The organism is Pseudomonas sp. Q11 (genome assembly GCF_024494355.1).
Classification (GTDB): domain Bacteria; phylum Pseudomonadota; class Gammaproteobacteria; order Pseudomonadales; family Pseudomonadaceae; genus Aquipseudomonas; species Aquipseudomonas hefeiensis.
Genome location: NZ_JAKNQY010000014.1, coordinates 47,323 through 61,192 on the forward strand (window position 1 = coordinate 47,323; position 13,870 = coordinate 61,192).

13 protein-coding genes and 1 pseudogene are annotated in these 13,870 nt (G+C 61.6%); 7 read left to right on the forward strand and 7 right to left on the reverse strand.

What is annotated here, in order from left to right:
* Positions 1-3: 3 nt before the first annotated feature.
* Genes MA884_RS15965 through greB form a run of 3 tightly spaced genes read left to right on the forward strand, consistent with a single transcriptional unit; the run spans position 4 to position 3,723 of the window.
* Entirely contained in the window at positions 4-687 is a 684-nt protein-coding gene (locus MA884_RS15965) for an ABC transporter ATP-binding protein (protein ID WP_256231418.1), read from the forward strand.
* Positions 687-3,191 carry an ABC transporter permease gene (locus tag MA884_RS15970; protein WP_256231419.1) on the forward strand — a complete coding sequence of 835 codons (2,505 nt, stop codon included), beginning with the start codon at positions 687-689 and terminating at the stop codon, positions 3,189-3,191. Before MA884_RS15965 ends, MA884_RS15970 begins: the two co-directional genes overlap by 1 nt.
* Before the next feature lie 34 nt (positions 3,192-3,225).
* Entirely contained in the window at positions 3,226-3,723 is a 498-nt protein-coding gene (gene greB / locus MA884_RS15975; RefSeq protein WP_047226347.1) for a transcription elongation factor GreB, read from the forward strand.
* A 113-nt stretch (positions 3,724-3,836) separates the two neighbouring features.
* On the opposite strand, the gene MA884_RS15980 is transcribed toward greB, so the two are convergent.
* The 3 genes from MA884_RS15980 to MA884_RS15990 form a co-directional block, all read right to left on the reverse strand.
* Positions 3,837-4,145 (reverse strand): class I SAM-dependent methyltransferase, encoded by a 309-nt coding sequence (locus MA884_RS15980; protein ID WP_256231420.1) that lies wholly within the window; start codon positions 4,143-4,145, stop codon positions 3,837-3,839.
* A 252-nt stretch (positions 4,146-4,397) separates the two neighbouring features.
* A complete protein-coding gene (locus tag MA884_RS15985) occupies positions 4,398-4,832 on the reverse strand; it encodes a DoxX family protein (protein ID WP_256231421.1) in 435 nt (144 codons plus the stop codon).
* Between the two features lie 100 nt (positions 4,833-4,932).
* Complete coding sequence (locus MA884_RS15990; RefSeq protein ID WP_256231422.1) at positions 4,933-6,354, reverse strand: transglycosylase SLT domain-containing protein; 1,422 nt, start codon at positions 6,352-6,354, stop codon at positions 4,933-4,935.
* A gap of 235 nt (positions 6,355-6,589) precedes the next feature.
* Here MA884_RS15990 and MA884_RS15995 point away from each other — a divergent pair, with 235 nt between their 5' ends.
* The 3 genes and pseudogenes from MA884_RS15995 to MA884_RS16005 form a co-directional block, all read left to right on the forward strand.
* Entirely contained in the window at positions 6,590-7,396 is an 807-nt protein-coding gene (locus MA884_RS15995) for a TatD family hydrolase (protein ID WP_256231423.1), read from the forward strand.
* 208 nt (positions 7,397-7,604) lie between these two features.
* A complete protein-coding gene (locus MA884_RS16000; RefSeq protein WP_256231424.1) occupies positions 7,605-9,086 on the forward strand; it encodes a methyl-accepting chemotaxis protein in 1,482 nt (493 codons plus the stop codon).
* 288 nt (positions 9,087-9,374) lie between these two features.
* Positions 9,375-9,593, forward strand: a pseudogene (locus MA884_RS16005) (terminase); the annotation flags it as partial.
* An 8-nt stretch (positions 9,594-9,601) separates the two neighbouring features.
* Here MA884_RS16005 and MA884_RS16010 read toward each other — a convergent pair.
* From MA884_RS16010 to MA884_RS16020, 3 genes are all read right to left on the reverse strand, one after another.
* The gene (locus tag MA884_RS16010) at positions 9,602-10,399 is read right to left on the reverse strand and encodes an acyl-CoA thioesterase II (protein ID WP_256231425.1); all 798 of its coding nucleotides are present in this window, start codon (positions 10,397-10,399) and stop codon (positions 9,602-9,604) included.
* 233 nt (positions 10,400-10,632) lie between these two features.
* A complete protein-coding gene (locus tag MA884_RS16015) occupies positions 10,633-11,394 on the reverse strand; it encodes a CHAD domain-containing protein (protein ID WP_256231426.1) in 762 nt (253 codons plus the stop codon).
* A 106-nt stretch (positions 11,395-11,500) separates the two neighbouring features.
* Complete coding sequence (locus MA884_RS16020; RefSeq protein ID WP_256231427.1) at positions 11,501-11,791, reverse strand: hypothetical protein; 291 nt, start codon at positions 11,789-11,791, stop codon at positions 11,501-11,503.
* Between the two features lie 208 nt (positions 11,792-11,999).
* Between MA884_RS16020 and MA884_RS16025 the strand changes: the two genes are divergently transcribed.
* Positions 12,000-13,037, forward strand: a complete 1,038-nt coding sequence (locus MA884_RS16025; protein ID WP_256231428.1) for a patatin-like phospholipase family protein — start codon at positions 12,000-12,002, stop codon at positions 13,035-13,037.
* 132 nt (positions 13,038-13,169) lie between these two features.
* On the opposite strand, the gene MA884_RS16030 is transcribed toward MA884_RS16025, so the two are convergent.
* Positions 13,170-13,868: a response regulator gene (locus MA884_RS16030; protein ID WP_256231429.1), complete on the reverse strand. Its 699-nt coding sequence runs from the start codon at positions 13,866-13,868 to the stop codon at positions 13,170-13,172.
* Between the last annotated feature and the right edge of the window lie 2 nt (positions 13,869-13,870).

Sequence of the window (13,870 nt, forward strand, 5' to 3'; positions counted from 1 at the left end):
TCCATGGGCTCAAGCATTCTCACCGCGAAGGACCTTAGCAAAGTGGTTCCCAGCGCGGAAGGTGAACTGACTATCCTGCACGAACTCAGCCTGGAACTGAACACGGGCGACAGCCTGGCCATCGTCGGCGCATCCGGTTCCGGCAAATCCACCCTCCTGGGCCTGCTGGCCGGTCTCGATCTGCCCAGCAGCGGTGAAGTGACCCTCGCAGGTCAAGCCCTCAGCGTTCTGGATGAAGACCAGCGGGCGCGGATCCGCGCCGAGCATGTCGGCTTTGTCTTCCAGTCGTTCCAACTGCTCGACAGCCTCAATGCGCTGGAAAACGTCATGCTGCCGTTGGAGCTTGACGGGCGCAAGGATGCCCGCGAACGCGCGACGGAATTACTGCAGCGGGTCGGCCTGGGCCAGCGCCTGACCCATTCGCCTCGCCAGCTCTCCGGCGGCGAGCAGCAACGCGTGGCGATTGCCCGTGCCTTTGCGGCCGAGCCGGACGTGCTGTTTGCCGACGAACCCACTGGCAACCTCGACAGCCACACCGGTGAGCGCATCAGCGATCTTCTGTTCGAATTGAACAAGGAAAGCGGCACCACGCTGGTGCTGGTCACCCATGACGAACGCCTGGCCCATCGTTGCCGGCGCCTGATTCGACTTGAAGCCGGCCAGATGGTCGCCCCCCTGGAGCCTTGATGGCACGCTTGCCGCTGTTGCGCCTGTTCAGTCTCGCTGTCCGTCAATTGCTGCGCGACGCCCGCGCCGGCGAGTTGCGCGTGCTGTTCTTCGCCCTACTGGTGGCGGTGGCAGCGAGTACCGCCATCGGCTACTTCGGGGCCCGCCTCAACGGCGCGATGATGATGCGCGCCACCGAATTCCTTGGCGCCGACCTGCTGCTCGAAGGCAGCTCGCCTGCCCGCCCCGAACAGATTCGCGGTGGCACCGACCTGGGCCTCGAACATTCCCGGGTGGTGGAGTTCTCCAGCGTCGTGGCCACCGACAATGGCATTCAGCTTTCCAGCGTCAAGGCCGTCGATGACATCTACCCCTTGCGCGGCGAACTGAAAAGCGCCCCGGCCCCGTTCGCCCCGGAAGAAACCGGCGGACGACCGAACCCTGGCGAGGCCTGGGTCGAAGCGCGGCTGCTGACGGCGCTGGACCTGAAAATTGGCGACAGCATCGACGTCGGCAACCAGCCCCTGCGCCTGAGCCGTGTTTTGACCTACGAACCAGATCGCGCCGGCAATTTCTACAGCCTCACGCCCCGGGTCATGATTAACCTCAAGGACCTGGACGCCACCGGCGTGGTGCAGCCCGGCAGCCGCGTCAGTTATCGCGACCTGTGGCGCGGCCCGGCGCCAGCGCTGCAAACCTACCGCGACCTGATCAAGCCGGGCCTGGAGCCCAACCAGCGTCTGCAGGATGCACGCGATGGCAACCGGCAGATCGGAGGCGCCCTGGGCAAGGCCGAACGGTACTTGAACATGGCCAGCCTGGTGGCGGTGCTGCTGTCCGGCGTCGCCGTCGCCCTCTCAGCCAACCGCTTCGCCACCCGTCGTTTTGATGCCAGCGCGCTGCTGCGCTGCCTGGGGTTGTCACGCCGGGAAACCATGGTGCTGTTCAGCCTGCAGTTAACCGTGCTGGGCCTGCTGGCCAGCCTCAGCGGTGCCCTGCTCGGCTGGATCGCCCAACTGGGGCTGTTTGCGCTACTGCATGACCTGCTACCCACCACCGTCCCGCCGGGTGGCCTGCTGCCGGCCATTGCCGGAATCGGTACCGGAATGGTGGCGTTGGCGGGCTTCGCCCTGCCCCCATTGGCTGCATTGGGACGCGTCCCCCCCTTGCGCGTCTTGCGCCGGGACATGCTGCCGATTCCTTCCAGCACCTGGGTGGTCTATGGCGCCGCCCTGGGTGCCCTCGGCCTGATCATGTGGCGCTTGAGCCTGGACCTGGTCCTGACCTTCGCCCTGCTTGGCGGCGGCGTCATCGCAGCGTTGGTGCTCGGCGGCCTGCTGTTGCTGCTGCTCCAGAGCCTGCGCAGGATGCTGGCACGCGCCTCGCTGCCCTGGCGGCTCGGCCTGGGCCAGCTATTGCGCCACCCTTTGGCGGCAGCCGGCCAGGCGTTGGCGTTCGGCCTGATTCTATTGTCCATGGCGCTGATCGCCCTATTGCGCGGCGAGCTGCTGGACACCTGGCAAAACCAGTTGCCGAAAAACGCCCCGAACTATTTCGCCCTGAACATTCTGCCCAATGACAAGCAGGCCTTCACCGACAAACTGCTGGAATTGTCGGCGCAATCGGCCCCGCTCTACCCCGTGGTACCGGGACGCCTGATCAGTATCAACGGCGAGCCGGCCAAGGAGTTTGTCACCAAGGACTCGGCCGGGGACCGGGCGCTGCAACGCGACCTGAGCCTGACCTGGGCCGCGGACCTGCCGGCGGGCAACGTCGTCACCGCAGGGACCTGGTGGCCGCAGCAACCGCCGGACGATATTCCGGGCGTTTCGGTAGAAGGCAAGGTGGCCGAGAACCTCAAGATCGTGCTGGGGGACCGTCTGGTTTTCAACGTGGGCGGGGTCAATCGTGAGGCGAAGGTCACCAGCTTGCGAGAGATCAACTGGGACAACTTCCAGCCTAACTTTTTCATGATCTTCCAGCCTGGCACGCTGAAGGATCTACCGGCCACCTACCTCACCAGCTTCTACCTCTCGGCAGGCCACGACCAGCAGATTGTCGACCTGTCCCGGGCCTTCCCGGCGGTGACGATCCTGCAAGTCGAAGCCCTGCTCGAGCAACTGCGCAGTATCCTGGCCCAGGTGACCCTGGCCGTGGAGTATGTGTTGCTGTTTGTACTGGCGGCAGGAATGGCCGTGCTGTTCTCCGGCCTGCAGGCAACCCTCGATGAGCGGATCCACCAGGGTGCGCTGTTACGCGCACTGGGCGCCGAACGAACGTTATTGGTCAAGGCCCGGCGCATCGAATTCGGCCTGCTGGGAGCGGTCAGTGGCTTGCTCGCGGCCCTGGGTTCGGAACTGGTGAGCCTGGTGCTTTACCGTTACGCGTTCGACCTGCCCTGGCATCCGCATCCATGGCTGCTGGTACTGCCGCTGGTGGGAGCATTATTGATCGGCGCCGCCGGCGTGTTCGGCACCCGTCGAGCGCTCAACGCCAGCCCGCTGACAGTCTTGCGCGAGGGTTGATAGACTCCCGGCTTCTCCATCACAAGAAGTTGCCATGAGCCGTTATCGCCCACCCCGCACCGCCGGCACCGCGCTGATCACCCCCGAGGGCGAGGCGCGGATGCGCGCCGAATTTCATGAGTTGTGGCATGTGCGCCGTCCTCAGGTGACCCAGGCGGTCAGCGAGGCGGCGGCCCAGGGGGATCGCTCGGAAAATGCCGAATACACCTATGGCAAGAAAATGCTGCGGGAAATCGACAGCCGCGTGCGTTTCCTCACCAAGCGCCTGGAAGCCCTCAAGGTGGTCAGTGAAAAACCCAGCGACCCGAACAAAGTGTATTTCGGCGCCTGGGTCACGGTTGAAGATGAGGACGGCAAAGAGTCTCGCTATCGCATCGTTGGCCCCGACGAACTGGACCTGAAAAAGAACCTCATCAGCATCGACTCACCATTGGCGCGGGCGTTGATCGGCAAAGCGCTGGATGCTGAAATCAAGGTTCAAACACCCGCCGGGGAACAACTTTTATATGTCACTCACATTGAATACATATAAAGCTTCAGCGACCCAGGCCCGAAAAACCAAGTCATTACTCTGAACGTCTGACGGGTCGGCTCCGCAACCTCAGTGTGCAAAAACTGCACGCTTGCCCATCCGCTCCGCTCACCTCAGCGGCGAGTAATCAGCCCCTGTCGGGCCACGCGGGTCAATTGCCGGATCATTTCGCTGGCGTGCGCCGCACTGGGGGACTGGATAACGGCCAGATCGAAACTGTCGTTGGCAAAACGCGCCAAGGACTCACCGTCTTCGACAAACTGAATAAGGAACGCCGCCGGTCCATGCTTGCGTCGCGGCCAGCCGTCGAGATAACGCAATAGCGTTGGCTGGTGAGTACCACCCAGGAGGATTTTTGGATTGCGTTGCAGAAGGTTCGCCGTGATCGGCGCAAGACGTACAAGGGGGCTGGATGCGTTCATCGTGTCGTGTCTCTGCCTCAAAAGTCTGCATGGCAGGTGAGAGGCAACACCGAACCAGCGCTTTAGCGGTATTTCGAAGCCCTGTTTTACCGGCTTCTATCGGTGACTGAATGAGTCACCTGGCGCCCCGCAAGTAGCTGTTTAAATCGGCGCATGAGCGGCATCCTAGAGAAGCTGACCGGCCAGTGTCAAGAATCTGCGCGCACAAAAAAGGCCCGTTCCAGACGGGCCTTCAATGATTCAGGTGTGCAATCAGCGAGCGATGGCCTGGTCGACCGACAGCTTGCCCGCACCTTCGATCAGCACCGCAACGCTGCCTGCCAGCAACGCCAGGGCAAACTCATAACCGTTGTTGGCCATGAACAACCCGTTGCCAATGTGCACGGAGAAAATCGCCACCAGCGACAGGAAGGCCAGTCCCAACGCCGCGGGACGTGCCAACAGGCCGATGATCAATGCCAGCCCGGCGAAAAACTCGGTGCCGCCCGCCAGTGTCGCCATCAGGTAACCGGGAGTCAGGCCGATGCTTTCCATCCACTGCGCTGTCCCCGTCAAGCCGTAGCCACCGAACAGGCCGAAGAGTTTCTGTGAGCCGTGGGCGGCAAAGATGATCCCGACAACGATGCGCAGGACGGTCAGGCCATAGCCAGCTTGGGTAAACAGTACTTTGTTGATGAAAGTGCTCATTAGGTTCATTCCTTGGGATAAGTGGGGTTGGCCGCTATATTAATCAAAAAAATGCATGATAAAAGCGGAAAAAATCCGTGATACCAATCAATTTACTCGATCATTTACGTACAACAACCTTTTGCTCCCTGGGTTCCAGCGACTCCCGTTCACGATCAAACGCCAGATAGTATTTGTTCACACTATTAACGTAGCTTACTGCGCCCATTCCCACCTGCTCCATGGCGATGCGTTCGACCTGGAAGAACCACTGATTGGGGTTCAGCCCCCGCCGCCTGGCCTCGGCGCGCATGCCTTGGACCCGCTCAGGCCCCATGTTGTAGGCGGCCAGGACGAAGGCCATCCGCTCGCGCTCGTTGAGCTTGGGGCTGGCAAAAAACTTGCGGCGGATCATGGCCAGGTACTTGGCGCCGGCCTGCACGTTGGCGTCCAGGTTCTGGATGTTGTGGACCCCGACCCGCCGGGCTGCCGACGGGGTAATCTGCATCAGACCGGTCGGGCCGCTGCCGCTGCGGGCGCGGGGTTGAAGGGAGGACTCCTTGAAGGCCAGCGCCGCCAGGTTGAGCCAATCCATGCCCTGGGCCGCAGCATGTTTTTGCAGCACCGGGCGCAATTTTTCAAGACGCTGGCGATTGGCACGGGCCAGCGGATTGTGAACCCGGTACAAGCGGCGATAGATGCGCAGAAACGCGGCGTCCTGGTTGGAGGGCGCCTTATAGGTCGTCAGGAAGCGGTCGATGCTCGCTCGCAGCATGGCGGCGTCACGGCGGACAAACCAATATTCATCAGCCGGTTCGCCAATGAGCACCTGCCGGTCGAAACGCAGCTTGGGCAGGAGCTTGCCCCAACGCTCGGCGATGGGCTGCTCGACGATGGTCAGGTGGAAAATCCCGGCCTGAACCATTTCCAGCACATCTTCCACCGCCAGGGTCGGGTCGACCCACTCGATCTTCACCGGCGGCAGTTTACGCAGCGCCAGCTTCTGGTTGATCTGCCCCAGGGCCTCCCCCGCGGCGCTACCGTTGGGCAGGGCCAAGGTCTTGCCCGACAGTTGCTCTACGCGCGTGTAGCGCCGCTGGCCCTTGGCTCCCACCAGAAGCAACGGCACGTCGGTGCGAATCGGATGGCTGGCGCTGACCGCATGGCCAGCCTGGGGCTCGAGCAACTCACCGGGCGCGACCAGGTCGCCCTCTCCACGCTGCAAGGCGCCCAGCAGTTGGTCCTTGGCCTTGGGAATGATCTTGAGGGTGATTTTCTGGTCATCGCGAGCGTGGCCGTTGAGGTATTGCTCGAAGGCACGCAACCGATGATATTCGACGCCAATGGGTTGCCCCTTGACTTCGCCAGAGCTGTTGCGGCTCTGGTTGACCAGTACTTTCAGGACCCGGCTGCTGCGGATTTGCGCGAGGTCGCGCACCGTCGTCGGCACTACCACCTGTACCGGCCCGGGCAGCCGCGCCTCGGCCAGCATCGGCAGCAACAGCGAACAACACAGCAGCAATAACACTTGGGGACGTGTCATCCACTCTCCGAAAGGATACCGCGGCCCGCAGTCTTGAAATATCGAAGCTGGGGTCGACAGAAACAGAGCACCTGGGGCGCTGAAAAGTGCGAAAGACTGGCACAGTGCTGGCGTTTATACCAACCCGACCGGTCTGGTGGCCTCAACAGACAGCCTCAACTCGTTGTAGTTCTTGGCTTTTCTTATAAATCTACAGCTCTGATATGCTTTGCGGCCTTTGGGTCGAGGTAGCACCATGCAACTCATCGATATCGGCGTCAACCTGACCAACCCCAGTTTTGCCGACAAACACCAGGCGGTGCTTGAGCGCGCCTATGCAGCCGGTGTCTGCCAACTGGTCTTGACCGGTACCAGCGTCGAGGGTAGCGAACAGGCGCTTGAGTTATGCCAGCGCCTCGATGACACCGGGGAGCGGCTGTTTTCCACCGCCGGTATTCACCCTCACAGCGCCAGCGACTGGAACGCCGATAGCGCCAGGCATCTCAAAGACCTGCTGACGCAAGACCGCGTCCGCGCAGTGGGTGAATGCGGACTGGATTTCAACCGGGACTTCTCCCCGCGCCCGCAGCAGGAAAAAGTCCTGGAAGAACACCTCGCCCTGGCAGTGGAGTTGCAATTGCCGGTCTTCCTTCACGAACGTGATGCCGATCAGCGGCTGCTGGAAATCCTGCGGGAGTTTCGCGACCAATTGCCCGCAGCGGTGGTGCACTGCTTTACCGGTGAAAAAAAGGCCCTGTTCGCCTATCTCGACCTGGACTTGCATATAGGCATCACAGGCTGGATCTGCGATGAGCGCCGGGGGACACATCTGCATCCATTGGTGCGGGAGATTCCCCGCGCTCGCTTGATGCTTGAAAGCGATGCACCGTACCTGTTGCCTCGCACGCTGCGCCCCAAACCCAAGAATGGCCGCAACGAACCGGCCTACCTGACCGAAACGTTGCGCGAAGTCGCTTTGCATCGGGGCGAAAGCCAGCAAGACCTGGCCGCCCATAGCAGCGCCTGTGCCCGGGCGTTTTTTGGGTTGCCCATCATTTCCTGACCCAATGAGACCCTGTGGGAGCGAGCCTGCTCGCGATAGCGGTGTATCAGTCGGCCTAGGGGCAAGCTGATCCACTGCAATCGCGAGCAGGCTCGCTCCCACAAGGGATTTTGTGGTCTGTTGACGCACATCAAAACGCTGGAACCTGAGTAGAGGCAGAATAATGGCACCTTGCCAAAACTGTTTCCGCTATCAGAGAAGACCTTCCATGGGTGCCTGGCTTAGCAATATCTCACTGAAATACAAATTCTGGGCGGTCAATGCGGTCGCCTTTGTCACGACCTTGCTGCTCGTACTCTACGCGGTGCAACTCGAACAACAGGCGCGCAACCATGCGGCCCAGGCGAACGCCCAGGCCCAGGCGCGATTGCTGGCGGCCTGGCCCGCCGGGCAGCCTTTGCCCAAGGTCGATCACCTGCTGGCATTCCAGCGCGGCCAGATCCCCATGTTCAACGATCAATCATTACCCTCCCTGGCAGAAGCCGGCGGCTGGGTAGCACTCTCGGCCAGCTCCCTGTTCGGCGACAATCCACTGCTGGGTGCCGAAGTGATCCGTGGCGGTGACGGCCAACAGCTCGCCGTGCTGGCCCAGGGCGCAAGCCTGAGCCAGGTGTTCGCGGAGCGCTTCAGCCAATACGCCGTGGCGGTGTTCGTGCTGATGCTGGCGATGCTGGGCGCATCGCAGTTGCTAATCCGGTTTCTGCTCAGCCAGCTCAACACCCTGAAGGATGTGATGTTGCACGTGGAGAAAACCGGTGACCTGTCCGCCCGCGTGCCCCTGGCCTGCAAGGACGAGGTAGGCCAGATGGCCGCGGCGTTCAACGCCATGCAAGCTGGGTATCAACGTGTGGTTGATACCGTTGCCAGCACTGCCCGGCAACTGGACAGCGGTGCAGCACGCCTGGCCTCGAGCATGAACGATGTTCGCCACGGTATGCTCGGCCAGCAAAGCGAAACCGATCAGGCGGCCACGGCGATCAACGAGATGTCCGCCACGGTTTATCACATCGCCCAGCATGCCGGCGCCACCCGCGACCTGTCGAAAACCGCCGATACCCTGGCCGGCAATGGCCGCGAAGTGGTCAGCCGGGTGCAACAGTCCATCACCGGGCTCTCCTGCGGCGTGCAGCAGACCGCCGAAATGATCCAGCGCCTGGCCGAGGACAGCCAGAAGATCAACAGCGTGGTCAGCGTGATCCACAGCATCGCCGAACAAACCAATCTACTGGCCCTCAACGCGGCCATTGAGGCAGCGCGGGCCGGGGAAATGGGTCGAGGGTTTGCGGTGGTCGCCGACGAAGTGCGTAACCTGGCAAAACGAGTGCAAACCTCCACGGATGAAATCACCACCATGGTCTCTGCCTTGCAGGCCGGAACCCGGGACGCGGTGGATTTCATGCAGGAAAGCTCCTACAAGGCCGACGAATGCGTGCAACAGGCTCGGGAAGCCGGTGAGGCGCTGGCGCAGATCACCGGGGCGGTGGCGCAGATGCGCGAGAGCAACACGCAGATCGCTGTGGCGGCCGAACAGCAAAGCCAGGTTGCCGAGGAAATGAACCGGGCGGTCGTGAGTATTCGTGACGTGACTGAAAACACCGTGCGCCAGACGGTGGACTCGGCCACCACCAGCCATGAGCTGGCAACGTTGGCGGGGGAACTGAACAAGGCGATCGGGCAGCTCAGGCTTTAGGACACCGCAGCCCGTTGACCTGCCTGGCAGAACTCTTGCTGCCTGGGGGTTTATCTGTGGGAGCAAGGCTTGCCCGCGATGCAGGCGCCTCGCTCCCCAGGGAGACCACATCGTCTTCATCGCGGGCAAGCCTTGCTCCCACAGATGAATCCCCTTGCCACAAACAAGCAGTTCGTCGGTGAAAGGCTATGGCCACCTATCACGTCGATAGCCAACGGCGATTCGTCGCGCTGCCCGGTCGGGCTTACGCTTGGGTTATTCGGTTTAGCGAACTTAAGGATCAGCATCATGGGCAAACGTCCCCCCCACTTCCCGGTCTGGCAATGGCGCAACTGCCTTGACCATCCTGGTCACCCGAGCAATCCGGTGTTGCACCAGATTGCCGTACCGCTGTTCATCGTCGCGTTTTTGCTGATGGTATCGGGGGTATTCAGCCTGAGCCTGGCCAATGTTGCCATCGGCTCCCTCGGCATGATTGCCGCACTCGTGTTGCAGTGCCGCAGTCATGAAGAGCCTTAGCCGAAAATTGTCACCGTCTGCCGGCTCATGGCGATCAAACGACCATCAGCGCTCCAGAACCTGGCGGCGACATGGCCGTAGCCATCCTGGGCATGCTCGATCTCGGCCAGGTATTTACACCAGTCCAGTGTCGTGAGTGCCAGCAGTGGCTGGACGAATTCAATGGTCCAGGTGAGCGTACTGCCCGGTGCCATTTGAGTGAGATGGGGTAACAGCGCCGGAGGCCAGGCATCGACCAATGCCAGGATGTGCGCCTCGTTCAGCGGCTCCTCTTTGACATCACCGCGCAAACGCACCCAGCCGCCCATGCTGCGGGATTTGTTGCCGGTAAACGGCAGGCCACCGACGCTCCAGCACAGCGCCAGGTGACGCATGAATTCCGGCGTACCGCCCTTGATGTAGGGCAGTTCCTGGCATTGCTCCACGCTTTTGAACTCAGGCGCGGGGTCGGCCTGCACCGCCACCACCGAGGAGCGCGATGCGCCGAAGCTGCCTTGTACCACGGTCACTACCTGACCGTTCTGTACCGCTCGCCCCAATACCTGGCTGACCGCCTTGCCTTCACGCAATACATCGACTTCGAAACTGACGGGCACGTCGGCCTCTACCGGCCCGACAAAGGTGATCGCCAGCGAACGCACCGGGCGATCCGCCGGGACCCGCGCACGCATCGCTTCATATTGCAGCGCCGCCACCAGCCCGCCAAAACTGGCGCGCCCCTGACCCCACTCAGGCGCGATGGTCACGGCGTCTGGCTGACGACGCACGGCATCGATCAAATCGGAAAAGCGCATGACAACCTCGAGAACATGGGAAAAAGATGCAGGAATCTTAACCAGCCCAGACGGTTGGCACAGCACTCATTCCGGCCAAAGAGACTGACAGATAGGTCGCGGCGTCCCAATCCCCAACAATCCACTGTGGGAGCGAGCCTGCTCGCGATAGCGGTGAGTCAGCTTGAATAACTGTTGACTGACGCGGCGCTATCGCGAGCAGGCTCGCTCCCACACGGGAATATCTGCAAGGCTCAGGATTTTTTGAAGCAACTGGCAATCAGTTTATCGAGCACTTTATCGGACTTGGCCTCGGCCTTTTCCATGGTGCTGAGCCAGATCGGCACACAGGATTGCAAGTCGCTTTCCTGCTTGGCCCTGGCCAGCCATTGCCAGCAATCGTGCCAGTCACCCAGTGCGCCCTGGGCGGACTTGAGCCGTGGCATGGCCGCTTCGGGCAGGCGGTCAAGTTCAGGGTAGGCTTCGATGGCGTAGCGCACGCGCTTGATCAACAGCCGCAAACGATGGCGGTCATGAGCCGGATCGCGCAGGGCTTCGCCGAGTTTTTTCCATTGTTTGTCCAAGCGCTTTTCGATGCGTTTGCGCAGACCTTTAAGCAGGTCCTGACGTTGCGCCGCGCGAATGAAGCGCGGGAAGGCGTCGAGCACCATCAGCAATTGGGCCAGCTCCGGGCTGCCGGCAACGGCGGGATAGGCATCGGCCATTTGTACCTGGCGCCGCCGCGCGGCTTCGGTCTTGCCGTGTTGTTCAAGGTAAGCGGCCAGCACTTCCCGGTCCCGCAAGGGCGTGGTCAACGTACCCACCGCCGAAGCGGCTGTTTCCAGCTGTTCGACGCCGGGCAAACCGCGCAACGGACGAAGCAGGCTGCGCAAACGGCGAACCGTGGTCCGCAAGTCATGCAGGGCTTCACTGTCGGTATGGGCATTGAGGCGGGCCTGACAGGCCAGCAGCCGGACTTCCAGGCCCAATATCCGGGCCACCAGCCGATCAATCATGGGGACGTACTCCGTACGTAGCTTCGAGGGTCAAGCTGCAAGCTTCAAGTGAGGAGCAGCGTGCCCCCTTAACTTGTAGCTTGCGGCTGACGGCTTGTCGCTGTTTTTAACGCCCAGCGCGAGATTCGCGGATGTAGAAACGGGCTTTCTCGGCCTTATTGGTGCACCCTTCAAATGCCTCGAACTGCTGCTGGGTCTTGGCGCCGGTCAGCAGCGACAGGGCCTTGGAATAACTCACAGTGCCGGCAAAACCTTCGGCCTTGGCCAGGTCCAGTTCACGCCAGGCGCTGTCGAGCTGGCTGCCGCAGCTGTCGCGGTAAGCGGTCTTGCCGGCACAACCGGTCAGGGCCAACACCATCAAGGATGCCACCAGGGGTAGACAAATCCGGGCTTTCATCAATTACACCTCAAGTCAGGTCAACAGTCGTGCAGGTAAGACGGTCCAGCCGGCAAAAAGTGCCAAGGCCTGATCGTGTAAATTCAAGTGTGGGCGAGCATACGCAAATGCCGGCGCGGCGTATCAAAAAACGACACCTGCGCCACAACGATTGAGCCCAGCCGTCGATAAGTGCATTGTTAAAGTCTGTTTTACAAGAGGCCGGGTCATGACAAAACGTGTCGCATTGGTACTGGGATCGGGTGGCGCCCGGGGCTACGCCCATATCGGGGTGATCGAAGAAATCGAACGACGTGGCTACGACATTGCCTGCATCGCCGGTTGCTCCATGGGCGCCGTCGTGGGCGGGATCTATGCCGCGGGCAAGCTCGATGATTACCGTAACTGGATCGAAAGCCTGGATTACCTGGATGTGCTGCGGCTGGTGGACGTCAGCTTTCGCCTGGGGGCTATTCGCGGCGAGAAAGTCTTCGGGCAGATCCGAAAGATCGTCGGCGAACTCAATATCGAAGACCTGCGCATTCCCTATACTGCCGTGGCCACCGACCTGACCAATCAGCAGGAAATCTGGTTCCAGGAAGGTTGCCTGCATCAGGCGATGCGCGCCTCGGCGGCGATTCCCAGCCTGTTCACCCCCGTAATGCAAGGCAACCGCATGCTGGTCGATGGCGGCCTGCTCAATCCGTTGCCTATCGTGCCGGTGGTGTCGAGCCATTGCGACCTGATCATCGCGGTCAACCTCAACGCCACCAACCAGAAACAATACAGACTGCCCGTAATCCAGCGCCCGGCAGCGTTCAAGCGTCGCTTCGACACCCTCGTCAGTTCCCTGGGTTCGCGACTGCCGTTTCGTCGCAAGCAAGCCGAGCAGTTACTGCTGCTGGAACAGGAGGCGCTAAAAGCCGAGGCCGCCGAGATCAACCCCTGGCTCGGATCCGCCGAGCCCGAAGGCCAGCAACCCGCCGCCGCGCCGGAGTCCGAAGGTGCGCCGAAATCGGCGACCGGTTCGTTCATCATCGACAACGTCGGCCCGGCCTCGCTGCTGGATTTGATCAACCAGAGTTTCGAGGTGATGCAGACCTCCCTGGCCCAGTACAAGATCGCCGGATATCCACCGGATGTGCTGATCAACGTGCCAAAACGGGTGTGCCGGTTTTTCGAGTTCTACAAGGCGCCGGAGCTGATCGCCCTGGGGCGGGAGATTGCCAGTGACACGCTGGATCGTTATGAGAATGAGCAGAACTGATGGAGCGCTCGTGGCAGTGAGGGTCTCATCGCGAGCAGGCTCGCTCCCACATGGATCTGCGGATTCAAGAACATCACAACGCCTGTGGGAGCGAGCCTGCTCGCGATGACGGCAGCTCAGCCAGCATCAAACTCAAAGTCCACCCTCCCCCAACAACCGATACCCAACCCCCGCCTCGGTCGCAATGAACCGGGGCCGGGTCGGGTCGTCGGCCAGTTTTTGACGCAGATGACCGACCACGATCCGCAAGTAGTGGGTGTCTTCGGTGTGCGTCGGGCCCCAGATATCCTTGAGCAATTGCTGCTGGGTGATGACCCGCCCAGGATGGCGCGCCAATTGCGCCAGCACGGCGTATTCCTTGCGGGTCAGGGCCACTTCGGTGCCATCGAGCAGGACTCGGCGATAAGCCAGGTCCACCGTCAGCGGACCGAACGTCAGCGCCGCTTCCCGCGCCTCGCCCGCCGGGGCCTGACGCAGCAGGGCACGAATGCGCGCCAGGAACTCCTGGATGCCGAACGGCTTGGTCACGTAATCATTGGCGCCGTTGTCCAGCGCCTCGACCTTCTGAGCTTCGCTGGCCCGCACCGAGAGCACCAGCACCGGCACCGTGGACCATTGCCGAAACTCGCGCAGCACCTGCTGGCCGTCCATGTCCGGCAGGCCCAAATCGAGCACCAGCAAATCGGGTTTGTTCAGCGCCGCCTGGGCCAGGCCTTCGGTGCCAGTGCCGGCTTCGAGCACCTTGTAGCCTTGGGAGGCCAGGCTGATGCGCAGGAATTTGCGGATCTGCGGTTCGTCATCGATGACCAAAAGGGTCGCGGTCTGGCTCATGA

Bases quoted from the DNA above. Each gene is read 5' to 3' on its own strand.
- MA884_RS15965 (WP_256231418.1), top strand. From the start codon at position 4: ATGGGCTCAAGCATTCTCACCGCGAAGGACCTTAGCAAAGTGGTTCCC.
- MA884_RS15970 (WP_256231419.1), top strand. From the start codon at position 687: ATGGCACGCTTGCCGCTGTTGCGCCTGTTCAGTCTCGCTGTCCGTCAA.
- greB (WP_047226347.1), top strand. From the start codon at position 3,226: ATGAGCCGTTATCGCCCACCCCGCACCGCCGGCACCGCGCTGATCACC.
- MA884_RS15980 (WP_256231420.1), bottom strand. From the start codon at position 4,145: ATGAACGCATCCAGCCCCCTTGTACGTCTTGCGCCGATCACGGCGAAC.
- MA884_RS15985 (WP_256231421.1), bottom strand. From the start codon at position 4,832: ATGAGCACTTTCATCAACAAAGTACTGTTTACCCAAGCTGGCTATGGC.
- MA884_RS15990 (WP_256231422.1), bottom strand. From the start codon at position 6,354: ATGACACGTCCCCAAGTGTTATTGCTGCTGTGTTGTTCGCTGTTGCTG.
- MA884_RS15995 (WP_256231423.1), top strand. From the start codon at position 6,590: ATGCAACTCATCGATATCGGCGTCAACCTGACCAACCCCAGTTTTGCC.
- MA884_RS16000 (WP_256231424.1), top strand. From the start codon at position 7,605: ATGGGTGCCTGGCTTAGCAATATCTCACTGAAATACAAATTCTGGGCG.
- MA884_RS16010 (WP_256231425.1), bottom strand. From the start codon at position 10,399: ATGCGCTTTTCCGATTTGATCGATGCCGTGCGTCGTCAGCCAGACGCC.
- MA884_RS16015 (WP_256231426.1), bottom strand. From the start codon at position 11,394: ATGATTGATCGGCTGGTGGCCCGGATATTGGGCCTGGAAGTCCGGCTG.
- MA884_RS16020 (WP_256231427.1), bottom strand. From the start codon at position 11,791: ATGAAAGCCCGGATTTGTCTACCCCTGGTGGCATCCTTGATGGTGTTG.
- MA884_RS16025 (WP_256231428.1), top strand. From the start codon at position 12,000: ATGACAAAACGTGTCGCATTGGTACTGGGATCGGGTGGCGCCCGGGGC.
- MA884_RS16030 (WP_256231429.1), bottom strand. From the start codon at position 13,868: ATGAGCCAGACCGCGACCCTTTTGGTCATCGATGACGAACCGCAGATC.